Annotated in this window: 21 protein-coding genes; 6 read left to right on the top strand and 15 right to left on the bottom strand. The window is 70.4% G+C overall.

Annotated features, from left to right (window positions below; all coding sequences use genetic code 11):
* Positions 1-3: 3 nt before the first annotated feature.
* The 3 genes from JNB50_RS16775 to groES form a co-directional block, all read right to left on the bottom strand.
* A complete protein-coding gene (locus JNB50_RS16775) occupies positions 4-999 on the bottom strand; it encodes an Lrp/AsnC family transcriptional regulator (RefSeq protein ID WP_208041301.1) in 996 nt (331 codons plus the stop codon).
* Positions 1,000-1,003: 4 nt separating this feature from the next.
* Positions 1,004-1,930, bottom strand: coding sequence for an EamA family transporter RarD (gene rarD / locus JNB50_RS16770; protein ID WP_208041300.1), 927 nt, complete (start codon positions 1,928-1,930; stop codon positions 1,004-1,006).
* 80 nt (positions 1,931-2,010) lie between these two features.
* Positions 2,011-2,307, bottom strand: coding sequence for a co-chaperone GroES (gene groES / locus JNB50_RS16765; protein ID WP_022889766.1), 297 nt, complete (start codon positions 2,305-2,307; stop codon positions 2,011-2,013).
* 151 nt (positions 2,308-2,458) lie between these two features.
* On the opposite strand from groES, the gene JNB50_RS16760 reads away from it, so the two are divergent.
* The gene (locus JNB50_RS16760; protein ID WP_208041299.1) at positions 2,459-3,646 is read left to right on the top strand and encodes an SAM-dependent methyltransferase; all 1,188 of its coding nucleotides are present in this window, start codon (positions 2,459-2,461) and stop codon (positions 3,644-3,646) included.
* 27 nt (positions 3,647-3,673) lie between these two features.
* Here JNB50_RS16760 and JNB50_RS16755 read toward each other — a convergent pair whose 3' ends face one another.
* The 9 genes from JNB50_RS16755 to glmS all read right to left on the bottom strand — a co-directional run bounded on the left by JNB50_RS16755 (position 3,674) and on the right by glmS (position 11,498).
* The gene (locus JNB50_RS16755; RefSeq protein ID WP_243768607.1) at positions 3,674-4,333 is read right to left on the bottom strand and encodes a DUF4190 domain-containing protein; all 660 of its coding nucleotides are present in this window, start codon (positions 4,331-4,333) and stop codon (positions 3,674-3,676) included.
* 124 nt (positions 4,334-4,457) lie between these two features.
* The gene (gene tsaD, locus JNB50_RS16750) at positions 4,458-5,573 is read right to left on the bottom strand and encodes a tRNA (adenosine(37)-N6)-threonylcarbamoyltransferase complex transferase subunit TsaD (protein WP_208041298.1); all 1,116 of its coding nucleotides are present in this window, start codon (positions 5,571-5,573) and stop codon (positions 4,458-4,460) included.
* On the bottom strand, positions 5,570-6,085 hold the full coding sequence (gene rimI / locus JNB50_RS16745; RefSeq protein WP_307794768.1) for a ribosomal protein S18-alanine N-acetyltransferase: 516 nt from the start codon (positions 6,083-6,085) through the stop codon (positions 5,570-5,572). The genes tsaD and rimI overlap by 4 nt, the downstream gene beginning before the upstream one ends.
* Positions 6,082-6,702 (bottom strand): tRNA (adenosine(37)-N6)-threonylcarbamoyltransferase complex dimerization subunit type 1 TsaB, encoded by a 621-nt coding sequence (tsaB, locus tag JNB50_RS16740; protein WP_208041297.1) that lies wholly within the window; start codon positions 6,700-6,702, stop codon positions 6,082-6,084. The genes rimI and tsaB overlap by 4 nt, the downstream gene beginning before the upstream one ends.
* A gap of 41 nt (positions 6,703-6,743) precedes the next feature.
* Positions 6,744-7,151, bottom strand: a complete 408-nt coding sequence (locus tag JNB50_RS25175) for a phosphotransferase family protein (protein ID WP_243768562.1) — start codon at positions 7,149-7,151, stop codon at positions 6,744-6,746.
* A gap of 517 nt (positions 7,152-7,668) precedes the next feature.
* Positions 7,669-8,124: a tRNA (adenosine(37)-N6)-threonylcarbamoyltransferase complex ATPase subunit type 1 TsaE gene (gene tsaE / locus JNB50_RS16730; protein WP_208041357.1), complete on the bottom strand. Its 456-nt coding sequence runs from the start codon at positions 8,122-8,124 to the stop codon at positions 7,669-7,671.
* A gap of 44 nt (positions 8,125-8,168) precedes the next feature.
* Positions 8,169-9,290, bottom strand: a complete 1,122-nt coding sequence (gene alr, locus JNB50_RS16725; protein WP_208041296.1) for an alanine racemase — start codon at positions 9,288-9,290, stop codon at positions 8,169-8,171.
* Complete coding sequence (locus tag JNB50_RS16720) at positions 9,287-9,640, bottom strand: holo-ACP synthase (RefSeq protein WP_208041295.1); 354 nt, start codon at positions 9,638-9,640, stop codon at positions 9,287-9,289. The genes alr and JNB50_RS16720 overlap by 4 nt, the downstream gene beginning before the upstream one ends.
* A 7-nt stretch (positions 9,641-9,647) precedes the next feature.
* Complete coding sequence (gene glmS / locus JNB50_RS16715) at positions 9,648-11,498, bottom strand: glutamine--fructose-6-phosphate transaminase (isomerizing) (protein ID WP_208041294.1); 1,851 nt, start codon at positions 11,496-11,498, stop codon at positions 9,648-9,650.
* A 41-nt stretch (positions 11,499-11,539) separates the two neighbouring features.
* On the opposite strand from glmS, the gene coaA reads away from it, so the two are divergent.
* The 5 genes from coaA (at position 11,540) to JNB50_RS16690 (ending at position 14,027) form a co-directional block, all read left to right on the top strand.
* On the top strand, positions 11,540-12,508 hold the full coding sequence (coaA, locus tag JNB50_RS16710; RefSeq protein ID WP_208041293.1) for a type I pantothenate kinase: 969 nt from the start codon (positions 11,540-11,542) through the stop codon (positions 12,506-12,508).
* 95 nt (positions 12,509-12,603) lie between these two features.
* Positions 12,604-12,912 (top strand): helix-turn-helix domain-containing protein, encoded by a 309-nt coding sequence (locus JNB50_RS16705; protein WP_208041292.1) that lies wholly within the window; start codon positions 12,604-12,606, stop codon positions 12,910-12,912.
* 167 nt (positions 12,913-13,079) lie between these two features.
* Positions 13,080-13,400: a helix-turn-helix domain-containing protein gene (locus tag JNB50_RS16700; RefSeq protein ID WP_208041291.1), complete on the top strand. Its 321-nt coding sequence runs from the start codon at positions 13,080-13,082 to the stop codon at positions 13,398-13,400.
* Between the two features lie 3 nt (positions 13,401-13,403).
* A complete protein-coding gene (locus JNB50_RS16695) occupies positions 13,404-13,718 on the top strand; it encodes a helix-turn-helix domain-containing protein (protein WP_208041290.1) in 315 nt (104 codons plus the stop codon).
* A 54-nt stretch (positions 13,719-13,772) separates the two neighbouring features.
* On the top strand, positions 13,773-14,027 hold the full coding sequence (locus JNB50_RS16690; RefSeq protein ID WP_208041356.1) for a helix-turn-helix transcriptional regulator: 255 nt from the start codon (positions 13,773-13,775) through the stop codon (positions 14,025-14,027).
* Between the two features lie 149 nt (positions 14,028-14,176).
* Here the strand turns inward: JNB50_RS16690 and glmM are convergent, their stop codons facing one another.
* The 3 genes from glmM to rplM are packed head-to-tail and all read right to left on the bottom strand — an operon-like array spanning position 14,177 to position 16,559.
* Entirely contained in the window at positions 14,177-15,538 is a 1,362-nt protein-coding gene (gene glmM, locus JNB50_RS16685; RefSeq protein WP_208041289.1) for a phosphoglucosamine mutase, read from the bottom strand.
* A gap of 27 nt (positions 15,539-15,565) precedes the next feature.
* Positions 15,566-16,063, bottom strand: coding sequence for a 30S ribosomal protein S9 (rpsI, locus tag JNB50_RS16680; protein ID WP_208041288.1), 498 nt, complete (start codon positions 16,061-16,063; stop codon positions 15,566-15,568).
* A gap of 49 nt (positions 16,064-16,112) precedes the next feature.
* On the bottom strand, positions 16,113-16,559 hold the full coding sequence (gene rplM, locus JNB50_RS16675) for a 50S ribosomal protein L13 (protein ID WP_055914016.1): 447 nt from the start codon (positions 16,557-16,559) through the stop codon (positions 16,113-16,115).
* Positions 16,560-16,582 lie beyond the last annotated feature (23 nt).

Genomic DNA, 16,582 nt, shown 5'->3' with positions numbered 1-16,582 from the left:
TGTTTACAAATCAGCCACATTGAGGGACTCGGGGATGAGCATGGGGCCTCGCCGAACGGGCGCGAGCACGACCGACGTCTGGGCCGCGGTGACGCCGAGCGCAGCGACATCCTCGGTGAGGAAGCGGTAGAGCGCCTGCTCGTCGGCCACGACGCAGTCGACGAGCAACTGGGTCGCTCCGGTGCAGGCGGCGCAGAACCGCACGGACGGATGCCGGCCGAGCGCCTCCCCGACGTTCTCCACCCGGTCGGGCGACACCTGCAGCCAGGTCAGCGCCTCCACGCGCAACCCGTGCAGCGCCGGACTGATCTCGGTCCGGACGTGCAGCACACCCGCGGCGAGCAGAGCGTCCAGCCGGCGCTTCACGGTCGGCGGCGTCACGCCGATGCGCTCGGCGACGTCGCTGGCCGAGGCGCGACCGTCCTCGGCGAGGACATCCACCAGCCGCTCGTCGTCCGCCGACAGCGTCACCTTGCCGGTCGGCCGGGGACCCTCGTCCTCGCTGCTGCGCAGCTGAGCGAGCGTCGCCTCGGGCAGTGGGATGGCGGTCCAGTCGAAACCGGAGCGGAAGAACTTCAAGACCGTTCCCACGCGCACCGACACCAGGTGGTCGAGCTCCGGCAGCTCCTCGACGACCAGACGCGCACTCTCCTCCGGGGTGCGCGGCATGAGCTGGCAGATCACGTCCGCGCCGCTCTCGAGCACCGAGACGCTCGACGCGTCCGCGCGGGTGGCGAGTGCGCGGGCCACCGCCACGGCATGCCCGGGGCGGGTGGAGATCTGGATCACCAGCGGCCGGGCATCCCCGACCCGTGTCGTGTCGAGGTAGGTGGACACACGCACCGCTCCGACATCGAGCAGACGCTGTCCGCGGCGCGCGATCGTGCGCACGGGCGCGTCGATCGCCGCGGCGATGAGCCCCCAGCTGGCACGCCCGTTCGCCTGGAGCGCCGCGGCGATGCGGGAGTCGAGTTCGTCGAAGTCGGTCGAGATGGCCACGCCCCTACGCTAGCCGCGCCACCCGGCGACCGGTGCGAGCGGCGGCGACCATGTCGACGCTGAGCACGATCAGTGCGAGCCAGACGATGCCGAAACCGACCCAGCGCTCCGGCGGCATCGCCTCGTGGAGCACGAAGACGCCGACCAGGAACTGGATCAGCGGAGTGACGTATTGGACGAATCCCATGTAGACCAGCGGGAGGCGCCGGGAGGCCGCGGCGAAGAACAGCAGCGGCACCGCCGTGACCACGCCGGCGCCCGCGAGCGCGACGGTGTGCCACACCCCGTACTCGCCCAGCGTGATGCCGGTGGTCAGTCCGACGACGATCAGCTGGACGATGGCGATGGGCGTCAGCCACATGGTCTCGAGCGTGAGCCCGGAGATCGCGTCGACCGTCGGCCCGACCCGCTTCTTGATGAGGCCGTAGAACCCGAACGAGAACGCCAGCAGCAGCGCGATCCACGGGAAGGCACCGTACCCCACCGCCAGGACCACGACCGCGACAGCGCTCAAGCCGACCGCCACCCACTGGGCCGCCCGCAGTCGCTCGTGCTGCACGATCACGCCGAGGAGCACGGTGACGATCGGGTTGATGAAGTACCCGAGCGCCGCCTCCACCACATGGCCGGTCACCGTCGCGAGGACGTACGTCTGCCAGTTGACGTAGATCAGGGCGCCGGCGAGTGCCATCGTGAAGAGGACGCGCGGCGAGCGGAGCAGGACGGTGAACGGGCGCCACGCACGCGTGACGGTGAGCAGCACGGCGCAGAAGACGAGGGAGAAGATCACGCGCCACGCGACGATCTCCCACGCCGTCGTCGGAGCGAGCGCGATGAAGTACAGCGTGAGCACGCCCCACAGCACGTGTGCGGAGATCGCGAAGATCAGACCCGACGTGCGGTGCTCGGTGGAGGGGGAAGGCGGCGTCACCCGTCGACTCTAGCGGCGCTCACCGACACACGACGAAGGCCCGGGCGCTGGTGCACCCGGGCCTCCGTGAAGGGCGTTCGTCAGCGGACGACGACCGCGAGCACGTCGCGGGCCGAGAGGACGAGGAAGTCCTCGCCGCCGAACTTGACCTCGGTGCCCCCGTACTTGGAGTAGATCACCTTGTCGCCGACGGCGACATCGAGCGGCACGCGGTTGCCGTTGTCGTCGATGCGGCCCGGTCCGACGGCGACGACCTCGCCCTCCTGGGGCTTCTCCTTCGCGGTGTCGGGGATGACCAGACCGGAAGCAGTGGTCTGCTCAGCCTCGACCTGCTTGATGACGATGCGATCTTCGAGCGGCTTGATGGAGACCGACACGGTTGACCTCTTTCTTTGGTGAACTCAGTCTTTGCGAACTCAGGTGGAGTGCGGCTTGCGTTAGCAAACTCGCACGGAGAGTGCTAACCACGAGTCTAGGGGGTGCGTTAGCAGTCCCGCAACGTGAGTGCCAGAAGGTACCGTGGTGCACATGGACCGGTCCGAACTCGTCGAACTGCTGAGCCCCGAAGGGCTCCGGCTGCTCGACTCGCTGCCTCCCTACCGGTCGGAGAAAGACGTGCTGGGCATGGTCACGTCGCTGCGGAAGCAAGGCCACTCCCCCGGCCTGGTCGCCGCCGTGCTCACCCAGGCCAAGCTCCGCAAGAAGGCCGCGGCCAAGTTCGGGGAGTTCGCCTCCCGGATGCTGTTCACGGAGGCCGGGCTCGAGCAGGCGACCCGCCTGGCCGTCGCGGCGCGCCACGCCGGCCGCTTCCGCGCCGCCGGTTTGACGCGCATCGCCGACCTCGGCTGCGGGATCGGCGGAGACGCCCTCGCGATCGCGGCGCTCGACCTGGAGGTCACCGCGGTGGACGCCGACGAGGTGACGGCCGCGATCGCCGCCTTCAATCTCGCCCCCTTCCCGTCCGCCACGGTCGAGCACCGCCGGGCGGAGGACGTGAGCCTGCGCTCCATCGACGGGGTCTTCCTCGACCCCGCGCGACGCACGGCAGGGCACACGGACACCGACCGGCTGACCGATCCCGACGACTACACCCCATCGCTCGGCTTCGCGTACGAGCTCGCCACCGGTCGATCGGTCGGTCTGAAGCTGGGGCCGGGATTCGACAGAGACCTCATCCCGTCGACCGCCGAAGCGCAGTGGGTCTCGGCCGACGGCCAGGTCGTGGAGCTCGGGCTGTGGTTCGGAGCCCTCGCGCGCTCGGGCATCCGGCGGTCCGCCCTGGTGCTCCGGGGGGACGACGCGCACGAGCTCACGGCGGAGGCCGACAGCGAGGACGCCGAGACGGGCGACCTCGGCGAGTACCTCTACGAACCGGACGGCGCGGTCATCCGCGCACGCCTGATCGGCGACCTGGCCCGCCGGCTCGACGGCCGGATGCTCGGCGACGGAATCGCCTACATCACGGCGGACGAGGCGACGGAGACCCCGTTCGCCGCCGGTTTCCGCGTCCGGGAGACGCTGCCGTTCGCCGAGAAGGAGCTCAAGAAGGCCCTCCGCGCCCGCGGCATCGGCACGCTGGAGATCAAGAAGCGCGGGGTGGACGTGGACCCCGCTGCACTGCGCACCCGGCTCAAGCTCTCCGGCGACCGCCCGGCGACGCTGATCCTCACGCGGGTCGGCGGCAAGCACACGGCACTGCTCGCCGAGCGGCTCTGACGGCCGCCCGGCGAGCGCCGGCCGGTGTCAGTACCGGTAGTTGGCGTTGAAGTTCGCCAGGATGATGCCCAGCACGATCCAGAAGATGATCGCGATGGCCACGCTGACGAAGCCGAGGATGATGCCGGTCAGCCAGAAGCCCTTGGCCTGCGGCTCCTTGCTGCGCCCGATGAAGCCGAGGACGATACCGGCGACACCGAACAGGAAGCCGATGCCCCAGGCGAACGTCAGGACGATGCCGACGATGCCGCCGATGAGCGACAGGATGCTGAGGATCGGCGACTTCGCGGCGGGCTGGGCGTAGGGCTGCGCGTACCCGGGAGCGGGCTGGCCGTACGCGGGCTGCCCGTAGCCGGGCGCCGGCGGCTGCTGGCCGTAGGGCTGCTGCTGGCCGTACGGCTGCTGAGGCTGACCGTACGGCTGCTGCTGGCCATAGGGCTGCTGCTGCGGCTGCTGGCCGTACGGCTGCTGCGGCTGCTGCGGCTGCTCGCCATACGGCTGCTGCGGCGCGCCGTACCCGGGTGCGGCCGGAGAGACCGGCGGTGCGGGCGGGGCGACCGGGGGGACCGGCGGAACGCCGTCCGGAGCCGGTGCGGGGATGTCGGACGACGGCGGAACAGGCTGAGCGGGCGTTCCTTCCGTTCCTTCGGGCTCTGCTGCGCCTGACGGGGTGTTCGGATCGGACATTCTGCCCATCTCCCTCTCTGGTGGCTTCCTGAGAAAATGCTGTACTGAATCAATCGTCGCAGCGGGCCACGTGCCTGTCAACGCCCCACGTGTGCGCGTGCACGTCGCGGAGAGCCCGACACGCTCAGGCCGCGGCCCCGTCTTCCGCCGCCACCTGGATCTCGGTCACCGGCAGTGTCGAGTCCGCCCCGAAGTCGAGTCGGCTGGGCTCGCGTCCCGCCAGGATGAGCTGCGCGCCGAGCGCAGCGATCATCGCCCCGTTGTCGGTGCACAGCGACAGAGCCGGGATGCGCAGGGTCACGCCCGCCTCCTCCGCCCGCTGCACGGCGAGCTGGCGCACGCGCGCGTTGGCGACGACACCGCCGCCGAGGAGCAGCCGCGGGACGCCGTGGTCGAGGCAGGCGGCGATCGCCTTGGTGAGGAGGACATCGGCGACCGCCTCACGGAACGAGGCGGCCACGTCGGCGACAGGCACCTCCTCGCCGGCGTCCTGGCGCTGCTCCACCCAGCGAGCGACCGCGGTCTTGAGCCCGGAGAACGAGAAGTCGTAGCGGTGCCGCTCGAGATCCTTGGGTTTGGTGAGACCGCGCGGGAACCGGATGGCGCGCGGGTCGCCGTCTGCGGCGACCCGGTCGATCTGCGGACCGCCCGGGTACGGCAGGCCGAGGACGCGCGCGACCTTGTCGAACGCCTCCCCCGCCGCGTCGTCGATCGTCTCGCCCAGCAGCTCCACGTCGGACACCAGGTCGCGCACGAGCAGCAGCGAGGTGTGGCCTCCGGAGACCAGGAGCGCCACGGTCGGCACCTCGACGGGATGGCCCGGTCCGCCGCTGGCATCCAGGACGTCGGCTCCGACGTGGCCGACGAGATGGTTGACTGCGTAGAGGGGCTTGCCGAGCGAGAGCGCGAGCGCCTTGGCCGCTCCGACGCCGACCATCAGTGCACCGGAGAGTCCGGGACCGCTGGTGACCGCGATCGCGTCCAGATCGGCCAGCTCGATGCCGGCGTCCGCGACGGCGGTGCGGAGCGTCGGGGTCAGCGCTTCGAGGTGGGCCCGGGCCGCGACCTCGGGGACGACGCCGCCGTAGCGCGCGTGCTCCTCCATCGACGAGGCGATGGTGTTGGAGAGCAGGGTCGTGCCGCGGACGATGCCGACGCCGGTCTCGTCGCACGACGTCTCGATGCCGAGGACGAGCGGGCCGTCGCCGACCGCATCGGGATGCCGGGGGATGCCGTTCATGCGATCGTGGTCTCCGGTGTCGGGACGGTCAGGCGCATGACGATCGCATCCACCCCGTCGGGCTGGTAGTAGCGGGGACGCACGCCGATCTCCTCGAAGCCGAGCGCGCGGTAGAGCGTCTGGGCGCCGGGGTTGTCGGCCCGCACCTCGAGGAACACCTCGGTGACACCGCGGTGGCGGGCCTCACCGATCAGGGCGAGCATGAGTGCGCGCCCCAGGCCGTGCCTGCGCGCGCCGGGCACGACCGCGATGGTCTGGATGTCGCCCTCGACGGCGCCTCGCGGCGCCAGCAGGCCGGCGTACCCGTCGACACGGTCGGCGCCGTCGACCGTAACGGCCACCAGGTAGTAGCCGTACGGTCCGCGCAGCTCGGCGCGCATGGTCTCCTCCGACCAGGCGTCGGTGACGAAGGTCGAACGCTCGATCGCCATGATGGCGTCGAGGTCGAGCTCGGTGGCCCGGCGCAGCTGCCACGACGCTGCGCCCGTGGGAGCAGGGACCTGATCCGTCACGCGCTCACCCGCTTCGGGCCGGAAGACAGCGTGACATCCGGTGACCGCAGGTACAGCGGCTCGTCGCGGTCGAAGGGGAGGCCGGCGGCGAACCGTAGTTCCGCGATCATTCCGAGCAGCCCGGCCGACACCTCTACAGCGTCCTCACGGGCGATGTCGCCGTGCGGGAGGCCGTCCGGCTTGCTGAGGCCCGGCCCGTCGAGCCGCACGGGAAGGCCGTGCTCATCGACACCGGAGTACGCCGTCCAGTAGCGCTCGCGCCGCCGCGCGTCGGTGACGACGAGCAGCGGGCCGGTGTGTCCGGCGAGGTAGCGCTCGTAGGCGACGGCGTCGTGGCTGACGACCGGGACGAGCGGCCGGCCGGCGCCGAAGGCGAAAGCGGTGGCAGCGGCGATGCCGACGCGCAGCCCGGTGAACGGGCCGGGGCCCATGCCCGCCACGACGCCGGAGAGCGCGGAGACGCTCGTGCCGGAGGCGTCGAGCGCCGACCGGATGAGGTCGCCGACCACCTCGGCGTGCCGCATGGTGTCGGTCTCCCCCACTTCGGCCAGGATCCCACCGTCGCGGTCGACGACCGCGACGCTCGTTCCGGCGGACGTGTCGATGGCGAGGAGCATGACACCAGCCTAGGCGCGCGAACGGTGTCGGCGGGCACGCACTAGGCCGGCCGCCCGACCAGCCTGCGGTTCGCCCGCTGCACGGCGCGATCGATCTCCGCGACGGGCCGGCGGTTCACGACCGCGAAGCAGACGAGCTGCAGCGGATAGGTCGCGGCGATGACCCGTGCGCGATTCTCGGTGTCCGGAGGCACGACGCCGGCGATCGCCTCCCAGCCGTGCCACGTGGCCAACGCGGCGACGTCGTCGGCGGGGTCGCCGGCGCTCGCGAGGTCCCAGTCGATCACACCGGACACCCGCCCGTCTGTCCAGAGCACGTTGGCTCCCGCGAGGTCGCCGTGCACGAGAGAGGGTTTCGCCGGTTCCCCCAGCGCGGCCAGCCCCTCGACCACCCGCTCGCCCCGGGACCTCGCCTTGTCGTCGAGGAGCGGGAGCACCCGCTCTGCCATGGTCTCGCCACGCGTCTCCTCCCATGAAGGCCCGTGGTCGCGCGAGGTCCGCGCGCACCGTGGCGAGCGGAACGCTGTGAAGGGCGTCGAGGAGTGCCGCGAGCTCTCGGGGGTCACCGCTGCCGCTGGGGTGGGGAACGCCCCACAAGCGGCTTTGAGCGACGGCGATCAACCCCTCGGCCCGCACGGGCTCGGCCCGGGAACGGGGCACGGCGAACGGGAGCGGAGGGAGGCTGTCGATCACACGCTGAGCTCGCTCGACCTCCGCCGCGGCGTGCTCCGTTCGGCTCACCCGGACGGCTGTCCTGCCCGCGAGCACCACGAGGTTCGCGGACCCGTGATCGACCAGTTCCCAGCGATCGCGACGGGAAGGTTCGCCCGCCGCACGCAGCGCCGCAGAGACCAGGTCGTCGAACAGGCGGGGGTCGGGCGCCACGAAATCGGTCTCGACCACGACGTCAACGATATCCGCCCGGCGGGTGCGCAACGGCCCGGGCCGCCCTCGCCTTCCGGCGGCTCAGGTGCCCGTCGGCACCGCGTCCCATCGCGGCCCGAAAGCCGTGACGGTCACGGTGCGCGGCTCGTCCGCGTCGGACTCCGGATCGACAGCGGCTTCGGACGCACCGGTCGGCCGCACGATCTCGACCTCCAGCCACGACTCCGCGACGCCGTCGAGCATCCCCCCACCCCACTCGACCACTACGACCGAGCGGGCGAAGTCGATGTCGAGGTCATCGAGCTCGAGAGCGCTCGACAGGCGATACGCATCGACGTGGACGAGCGGCACGCCGCCGACGAGGCTGGGGTGGGTTCGCGCCAGCACGAACGTCGGGCTGGTGACCGGGCCGCGCACCTGGAGGCCGTCGCCGATGCCGCGGGTGAGGGTGGTCTTCCCCGCGCCCAGCGGCCCGATCAGCACGAGCAGGTCGCCCGCCCGCAGCAGCCGCGCGAGCTCGATGCCCAGCGCGTGCATGTCGTCGCTCGTCGCGACGGTGCGATCGACGAGAACGCGCCCGCTCACGCCGCTCCCCCGCGGAAGCTCCTGCGCAGCCGGCCACCCAGGCGCGTGACGATCTCGTAGCTGATCGTGTCGGCGGCCTCCGCCCAGTCGTCCGCTCCCGGCACCCCGGTGGCGGGGTCGCCGAACAGCACGACCTCGTCGCCGACGGCCACCTCCGCGTCCCCCACGTCGACCACGAACTGGTCCATCGCGACCCGGCCGGCGATGCGATACCGCTCGCCGCCGATCGACACCGGCCCGCGCCCGGAGGCGTGGCGGGGGATCCCCTCCGCGTAGCCGAGCGGCACGAGCACGAGCGTCGACTCGGCCGACGTGCGGTACGTGTAGTCGTACGAGACCCCTGTGTCGGCCGGCACCCTCCGGACGGCCGCCACCTGCCCGCGCAGGGTCATCGCCGGCCGCAGCCCGAGCTCGGCGGCCGACTCCGGCCCGAACGGGCTGAGACCGTAGATCGCGAGGCCGAGACGAACGAGATCGAAGCGCGACTCGGGCAGGCTCAGCGCGGCGGCGCTGGCCGCGATGTGGCGCACCTGCGGACGGAGGCCGGCCGCCTCGGCCTGCTCCAGCCCGCGCGTGAAGACCGCGATCGCCGCGCGGTCGTCCTCCGGCGACGCGTTGGAGAGATGGCTGAAGAGCCCGCGCACGACCAGAGCGCCCGTCTGCTCGAGCTCACGGGCGCGGGCGACGGCGACCTCCCACACCGAGGCGGGGATGCCGTTACGGCTGAGCCCGGTCTCGAGCTTCAGCTGGACGTAGGCCGGGATCTCCGGCGTGCCGGCGGCCGCCGCGGCCTCCAACTGGGCCAGCGACGAGATGCCCAGGTCGATTCCGGCCGCGACCGCTTCGGTGAAGTCGGCGTCGGGGTCGTGCAGCCAGGCCAGGACCGGTGCGTCGATGCCGGAGGCGCGCAGCTGAAGGCCTTCGGCGATCTCGGCGACGCCGAGCCAGTCCGCACCTCCGGCGAGCGCCGCCCTCGCGCACTCGACGGCGCCGTGGCCGTACGCGTTCGCTTTGACGACCGCCATCGCGTGCGGGGTCCCGACGACCTCCCGCAGTCGCCGGACGTTGGCGGACACGGCGTCGAGGTCGATGATCGCTTCGCGGAACGCGTCGCTCATCCGCGCTCCAGCACCACGAACGCGGTCGCGATCCCTGCGTCATGCGACATCGAGACGTGGATGTGCTCGATGCCGCGTTCAGCGACCTGACGGCCGACCACGTTGTGCAGCACGAACCCCGGGTTCCTCTCTTCGTCCGGCACGATCTCCATGTCGTGCCAGCGCACTCCTTCGGAGCCGCCGAGCGCCTTGATCAGCGCCTCCTTCGCAGCGAACCGCGCCGCCAGTGAGTGCGCGGGCAGGCCGCGCTCGGCCTCCGTGAACAGGCGTTCGCGCAGTTTCGGCGTGCGGTCCAGCGATCGGGCGAAACGCGCCAGGTCGACGACGTCGACCCCGATGCCGGCGATCACGGCGCTCCTACTCCACGGTGACGGACTTGGCCAGGTTGCGCGGCTGGTCGACGTCGAGACCCTTCGCCGCCGACAGCTCCATCGCGAAGATCTGGAGCGGCACGACCGACAGCAGCGGCTCGAACAGCGGAGCGGCCAGCGGGATGCGGATGACCTCGTCGGCGAACGGCAGAACGGCCGCGTCGCCCGCCTCGGCGATCGCGATGACGCGAGCGCCGCGGGCGCGGATCTCCTGGATGTTCGAGACGACCTTCTTGTGCAGTTCGTCGGACCAGCGCGGGCTCGGGACGACCACGAAGACGGGCTGGCCCGGCTCGATCAGCGCGATCGGGCCGTGCTTGAGCTCACCGGCGGCGAAGCCCTCCGCGTGGATGTACGCCAGCTCCTTCAGCTTGAGGGCGCCCTCCAGCGCGATCGGATAGCCGACGTGACGGCCGAGGAACAGCACCGACCGGGTGTCGGACATCCAGTGCGCGAGCTGTGCGATGGTCGCGTGCGACTCCAGCACGACGGCGATCTTCTCGGGGACCGCGAGCAGTTCCTCGACGGCGTCGCGCTGCTGCGCCGCAGACAGGGTGCCGCGCACGCGGGCCAGATGCAGCCCGAACAGGTAGAGGGCCGTGATCTGGGCGACGAACGCCTTGGTCGAGGCGACCGCGACCTCGGGGCCGGCGTGCGTGTACAGCGCCGCGTCCGACTCGCGAGGGATGGTCGCTCCCTGCGTGTTGCAGACCGAGATCGCCTTCGCGCCGGCGTCGCGGGCGTACTTGACCGCCATGAGCGTGTCCATCGTCTCGCCGGACTGGCTGATCGAGATGACGAGCGTTCCGTCGGTGATCACCGGCTCGCGGTAGCGGAACTCGTGTGAGAGCTCGACCGTCACGGGCACCCGTGCCCACTTCTCGATCGCGTAGCTGCCGACCAGGCCCGCGTACGCGGCAGTGCCGCAGGCCACGATCGTGATGCGGTCGATGCCCGCGAAGAACTCGTCGCCGAGCGCGTCGAGCTCCGGGATGTGCACGGTGCCGTCGACGATGCGCTGGCGGAGGGTGTTCGCGACCGCCTCGGGCTCTTCTGCGATCTCCTTCGCCATGAAGGAGGACCAGCCGCCCTTCTCGGCGGCGGACGCGTCCCACGCGACCTCGAACGGCTCCACCTCGACGGGCGCGCCGCCGAAGTCGGTCACGGTGACGGAATCCGGGGTGATCGTCACGATCTGGTCCTGGCCGATCGCGAGTGCGCGGCGCGTGTGCTCCACGAATGCGGCCACGTCGGAGCCGAGGAAGTTCTCGCCCTCGCCGAGCCCGATGACGAGCGGCGAGTTGCGGCGGGCGCCGACGACGACATGCGGCTGGTCCTGGTGGAGCGCGAGCAGGGTGAATGCGCCCTCGAGCCGCGACACGACCCGCTGGAACGCCTCGCTCAGGTCTCCGGTGGCGCGGTACTCGCGGCCGAGGAGGATGGCGGCGACCTCCGTGTCGGTCTCCGACTCGAACGTGAAGCCGTCGGCGAGGAGCTCGTCCCTCAGCGTGGCGAAGTTCTCGATGATCCCGTTGTGGATGACGGCCAGCCGGCCCTCGTCGCCGAGGTGCGGGTGCGCGTTGCGGTCGGTCGGGCCGCCATGGGTCGCCCAGCGGGTGTGGCCGATTCCGGTGCCGCCGTCGGGGATGGGGTGCGCGCCCAGGTCGTCGGAGAGAACGGCGAGCTTGCCCGCCTTCTTGGCGGTGCCCAGGCGTCCGTCAGGGGCGATGACCGCGATGCCGGCGGAGTCGTATCCGCGGTACTCCAAACGCTTCAGGCCGCCGAGCAGCACCTCCAGACTCCGGTCGCTACCGACGTACCCAACGATTCCACACATGCACCCGAGTCTAACGTGGGCGCACCATAGACTTGTCGCCTATGGCTGAGAACGGCGCCGCTCGCGGCGGATCCACGGCGAACGGCGAGACCAGCACCCCCTACGTCGAACTGAGCCGCGCCGACTGGGCCGAACTGGCGCAGAACACGCCGCTGCCCCTCCACGAGACCGAGATCGTGCAGCTGCGGGGCCTCGGCGATCCGCTCGACCTCCGCGAGGTGGAGGAGGTCTACCTGCCGCTCAGCCGCCTGCTCAACCTGTACGTGGGCGGCACGAAGCAGCTGCACCGCGTCACCAGCGACTTCCTGGGCGAACGGGCGCAGCCGACGCCGTTCGTGATCGGCGTCGCCGGCTCGGTCGCCGTCGGCAAGTCGAGCATCGCCCGCCTGATGCGCGAACTGCTCTCGCGCTGGGACGACACCCCTCGGGTCGAGCTCGTCACCACCGACGGATTCCTCCTGCCGAACGCCGAGCTCGAGCGGCGCGGCCTGATGGAACGCAAAGGCTTCCCGGAGTCGTACGACCGCAGAGCGCTCCTCCGCTTCGTCACCGCGGTGAAGAGCGGCGCGCCGGAAGTCCGCGCCCCGTTCTACTCGCACCTGAGCTACGACATCGTGCCAGACGCCGAGATCGTCGTGCGGAGGCCGGACGTCCTCATCGTCGAGGGCCTCAACGTCCTCCAGCCGGCCGGCGGCGGCAACCGTCTGGCGGTGAGCGACCTGTTCGACTTCAGCGTCTACGTCGACGCCCGCACCCGCGACATCGCGCACTGGTACGAGGACCGTTTCCTCAAGCTGCAGCGGGGCGCGTTCGCGAATCCCCAGTCGTACTTCCACCGGTTCTCGCAGCTCACCGAGAGCCAGGCGAGGGAGCGGGCCGCCTCGATCTGGTCGGCGATCAACGAGCCCAACCTCGTGCAGAACATCCGGCCGACGCGCTCCCGCGCGAAGCTCGTGCTGCGCAAGGACGCCGACCACACCGTGAGCTCTGTGCTGCTGCGCAAGCTCTGAGCAATCCGACGACATCGGGTGCGGAGGCTCCGCGTCGCCACGATCCGTGCTCCAAGACTCTGGTCTGCGGACGACGGTTCCCGTAGGCATGGGGTATGGCTACACCACGATCGCGCGCTGCAAAACTGTTCGGACAGCGTGTTCGTCAGGTTCGGATCGCGCGCGGGGTGAGCCAGGAGGAGATCGCCCGGCGCGCCGACATGCACGTGACGAACTACGGGCGCATCGAGCGCGGTGAGGCGAACTCCGAACTGCACACCATCGTGCGCCTCGCCACCGCGCTCGACATCGACCCGGCGGAGCTGCTGGCCGGGCTCTACGGCCCGACGATGGTGCCCGACCGCGAGCGGGCGTACTCGGTTGCGGACTTCGTCGCAGCGAGACGCGTGCACCCGGCAGGGTGACCGATGTCGGTGGACGTGCCGATGATGGGTCGCATGCAGGAAGCCGGTCGCGAGGTCAGCGCTTCAATGCATGGCGCTTTGCAGCCTGGAGCGTCCCGGCCGGCGGCATTCTCCCATGTCGCCTCAGGCCTCTGGGAAAGGAATCTGCCCGGAAACAGAGTGGACGCATGCCCTCGCCACGTTTTGAAGCCTCACGCATCCTGGGCGAGAGGCTCCGCAGGCGGCGGATCGAGCTGCAGATCTCACAGGTGGACGTGGCGAACCTCAGTCAAGTGGACCTGGCCAACTACGGCCGAGTCGAGCGTGGCATCGGCAACCCGACGCTCATGACGATCCTGCAGCTCGCGGTGACGCTCGAAGTCGAGCCGAGCGCGCTGCTGGACGGGCTGGCCGACCTCGAGCTGCTCCCCGAGCCGGAACACCTGTTCTCGTCGTCCGACTTCGTTCGCGAGGAACGACCCCGCGACCGCAGGGGCGAGAAGGGCTGAACCATGGATGCCAAGACTCCGACCTCCGAAGCCGCGCGACTCCTCGGCGACCGTCTGCGCGAGCGTCGCACCGGCCTCGGCCTGACCCAGTACGAAGTTGCGCACTCCAGCGCTGCCGACCTGGCGAACTACGGCAAGCTCGAGCGCGGGATCGGGAACCCGACCCTCGTGACGCTCCTTCGCATCTTGGTGACACTGGATCTCCCCGTGCGCGACGCCCTCGACGGCCTGGCCGACCGGGATCTCCTACCGGCGGACATCCACCCGTTCACGGTGTCCGAATTCCGGTCGGCGCAGGAGCGACGCAAGCACGGTTGATCAGGCGGAGTTCCCCGTGGTCAGTAAACGCGGAACAGGGAGGCCGCGCCGTCCATACCGTCACGGGGCGGCAACGGCTTGACCCAAAACGACATTGCGCTACTCAGCGGGATCGATGCAGCCACCTACGGACGCATCGAACGCGGCATCGGGAACCCCCGGCTCGCGACGGTTCTGCGGCTCGCCACGACCCTCGAGCTCGAGCCCGGCACACTCCTGAACGGCTTGGCCGTGGCCGAACTTCTTCCCACGACGACACGAACATTCACCGTCGCTGAGTTCGTGAAGGCCCGACGCCGGTCGGAGTGAGCACCGACCGCGCGGACAACCCTGAGACCCAGGCCAGAGCAATGGGGACCAGCGGCAACACGCGGTCGTCGGACAGACCGCGATGACAGCAATCACTGGGTGGGCAGCACGTCCGGCATAGCCGACTGCCATGCCGGACGCAGATCCCCTTAGACCCCGAGCCGCTCCCGCACCACGTCGGCGAGCTCGTTCGCCAGTCGCTCGGCCGTGTGCTGGTCTGCGGCCTCCACCATGACCCGCACCAGCGGTTCGGTGCCGGACGGGCGCAGGAGCACGCGGCCGCTGTCGCCGAGCGCCGCCTCCGCGGTCTGAACGGCCAGCTGGAGCGGCTCGTCGGTGTGCACCGCGTGGTGGTCGACGCCCTTCACGTTCACCATGACCTGCGGGTAGACCGTCATCACCTTCGCCAGCTCGGAGAGCGGCTTGCGCTGACGTGCCATTTCGCTCAGGAGGTGGAGGCCCGTGAGGATGCCGTCGCCGGTGGTTGCGAACTCGCGCATGATGACGTGGCCCGACTGCTCGCCGCCGAGGGCGTAGTCGTTCTGGTTCATCTCTTCGAGAACGTAGCGGTCGCCGACCGCCGTCTCGACGATGCGGATGCCGTGCTCGCGCATGGCGATCTTGAGACCCAGGTTACTCATCACGGTCGCCACGAGCGTGTCGTCCGTGAGCTTGCCGCGCTCCTTCATGCCGACCGCGAGGATGGCCATGATCTGGTCGCCGTCCACGATGTTGCCGTCGGCGTCGATCGCGAGGCAGCGGTCCGCGTCGCCGTCGTGGGCGATCCCGACGTCGGCTCCGGCGGCGAGAACCGCCTCCGCGAGCTTGTCGAGGTGCGTCGAACCGACGCCGTCGTTGATGTTCATGCCGTCGGGCGAATCGCCGATGACCGTGACCCGCGCGCCGGCGTCGGTGAACACCTCGGGCGAGATGCCCGCGGCCGCACCGTGTGCGCAGTCGAGCACGACGTGGATGCCGTCGAGACGGTGCGGGAGGCTCGCGAGCAGGTGCACGACGTAGCGGTCTTCGGCGTCCGCGAAGCGGCGGATGCGGCCGACGTCGGCACCGGTCGGCGTGAGCTTCTCCATGTCGAGGTGCTGCTCGATGCGGTCCTCGACGACGTCCGGGAGCTTGGTGCCGCCGCGGGCGAAGATCTTGATCCCGTTGTCGGGAGCCGGATTGTGAGACGCCGAGACCATCACGCCGAAGTCCGCGTCGAAGTCGGCGATGAGGAAGGCCGTTGCCGGCGTCGGGATGACACCGGCGTCGTAGACGTCGATGCCGGAGCTGGCCAGCCCGGCCGCCACGGCGGCCGAGAGGAACTCGCCGGAGACCCGGGGGTCGCGGGCGACGATCGCCAGCGGGCGCTTGCCCGCGGCGCGCCGCGCCTCCGCGCTGCGGCCTCGCGTCAGGACAGCCGCAGCTGCCTGAGCGAGACCGAGCGCGAGGTCGGCGGTGAGCGTACCGTTCGCGAGTCCGCGGACTCCGTCGGTTCCGAAAAGGCGGGGCATGAACCGAAGCCTAAACGCTGAACAGGATCAGCGCTTCGAGAACTGCGAAGCCTTGCGCGCCTTCTTGAGACCGGCCTTCTTGCGCTCGGTGACGCGGGCGTCACGAGTGAGGAAGCCGGCCTTCTTGAGGGTCGGACGGTTGTTCTCGCGGTCGATCTCGTTGAGCGCACGGGCGATGGCGAGGCGCAGGGCGCCGGCCTGGCCCGACGGGCCGCCGCCGGTGATGCGGGCGACGACGTCGTAGGCGCCGATCAGGTCGAGGACCTTGAACGGGTCGGTGATGAGCTGCTGGTGCAGCTTGTTCGGGAAGTAGTCCGCGAACTCACGGCCGTTGACCGTGAGGGTGCCCGAACCGGGAACCAGGCGCACGCGCGCGATGGCCTCCTTGCGACGGCCGACGGCCGCGCCAGGAACGGAGAGGACGGGACGCGGGGCCGCGGGGGCCGCGCTCTCGGGGGTCTCGGTCGAGTAGGACTCGACGTTCTCGACCTGAGCCGAGTCGATGCTGTCTGCGATCTTCGCCACGGTGGTGATAATCCTTTGTCTTAAGTCAGTCGTGAAGGTCGTTGATCGCTTACTGGGCGACCTGGCCGAGCGTGTACTGCTTCGGCTGCTGGGCGGCGTGCGGGTGCTCGCTTCCGGTGTAGACCTTCAGCTTGCGGAGCTGAGCGCGGCCGAGGGAGTTCTTCGGCAGCATGCCGCGGACGGCCTTCTCGACGGCGCGGACCGGGTTCTTCTCGAGCAGCTCGGAGTAGGTGGTGGCCTTGAGGCCGCCCGGGTAGCCCGAGTGGCGGTAGGCCTTCTTCTGAGCCGCCTTCTGACCGGTGAGGGCCACCTTGTCGGCGTTGACGATGATCACGAAGTCGCCGCTGTCCATGTGCGGAGCGAACGTCGGCTTGTGCTTGCCGCGGAGGAGGGCGGCGGTGTGGCTGGCGAGACGGCCGAGCACGACATCGGTCGCGTCGATGACGACCCAGTCGCGCTGGATCTCGTCTGCCTTCGGGGTGTAGGTGCGCGTCACAGTAGTGGCTGCTTTCTGTATCG

The organism is Leifsonia sp. TF02-11, from assembly GCF_017565305.1.
Classification (GTDB): domain Bacteria; phylum Actinomycetota; class Actinomycetes; order Actinomycetales; family Microbacteriaceae; genus Leifsonia.
The sequence above is the reverse complement of the archived record's forward strand: the minus strand, read 5'-3'. Positions and strand labels throughout refer to the sequence as shown.

Bases quoted from the DNA above. Each gene is read 5' to 3' on its own strand.
- JNB50_RS16760 (WP_208041299.1), top strand. From the start codon at position 2,459: ATGGACCGGTCCGAACTCGTCGAACTGCTGAGCCCCGAAGGGCTCCGG.
- JNB50_RS16695 (WP_208041290.1), top strand. From the start codon at position 13,404: ATGGATGCCAAGACTCCGACCTCCGAAGCCGCGCGACTCCTCGGCGAC.
- JNB50_RS16700 (WP_208041291.1), top strand. From the start codon at position 13,080: ATGCCCTCGCCACGTTTTGAAGCCTCACGCATCCTGGGCGAGAGGCTC.
- tsaD (WP_208041298.1), bottom strand. From the start codon at position 5,573: ATGAACGGCATCCCCCGGCATCCCGATGCGGTCGGCGACGGCCCGCTC.
- tsaB (WP_208041297.1), bottom strand. From the start codon at position 6,702: ATGCTCCTCGCCATCGACACGTCCGCCGGAACGAGCGTCGCGGTCGTC.
- coaA (WP_208041293.1), top strand. From the start codon at position 11,540: ATGGCTGAGAACGGCGCCGCTCGCGGCGGATCCACGGCGAACGGCGAG.
- JNB50_RS16755 (WP_243768607.1), bottom strand. From the start codon at position 4,333: ATGTCCGATCCGAACACCCCGTCAGGCGCAGCAGAGCCCGAAGGAACG.
- glmM (WP_208041289.1), bottom strand. From the start codon at position 15,538: ATGCCCCGCCTTTTCGGAACCGACGGAGTCCGCGGACTCGCGAACGGT.
- tsaE (WP_208041357.1), bottom strand. From the start codon at position 8,124: ATGCACGCGCTGGGCATCGAGCTCGCGCGGCTGCTGCGGGCGGGCGAC.
- glmS (WP_208041294.1), bottom strand. From the start codon at position 11,498: ATGTGTGGAATCGTTGGGTACGTCGGTAGCGACCGGAGTCTGGAGGTG.
- JNB50_RS16705 (WP_208041292.1), top strand. From the start codon at position 12,604: ATGGCTACACCACGATCGCGCGCTGCAAAACTGTTCGGACAGCGTGTT.
- JNB50_RS25175 (WP_243768562.1), bottom strand. From the start codon at position 7,151: ATGGCAGAGCGGGTGCTCCCGCTCCTCGACGACAAGGCGAGGTCCCGG.
- alr (WP_208041296.1), bottom strand. From the start codon at position 9,290: ATGAGCGACGCGTTCCGCGAAGCGATCATCGACCTCGACGCCGTGTCC.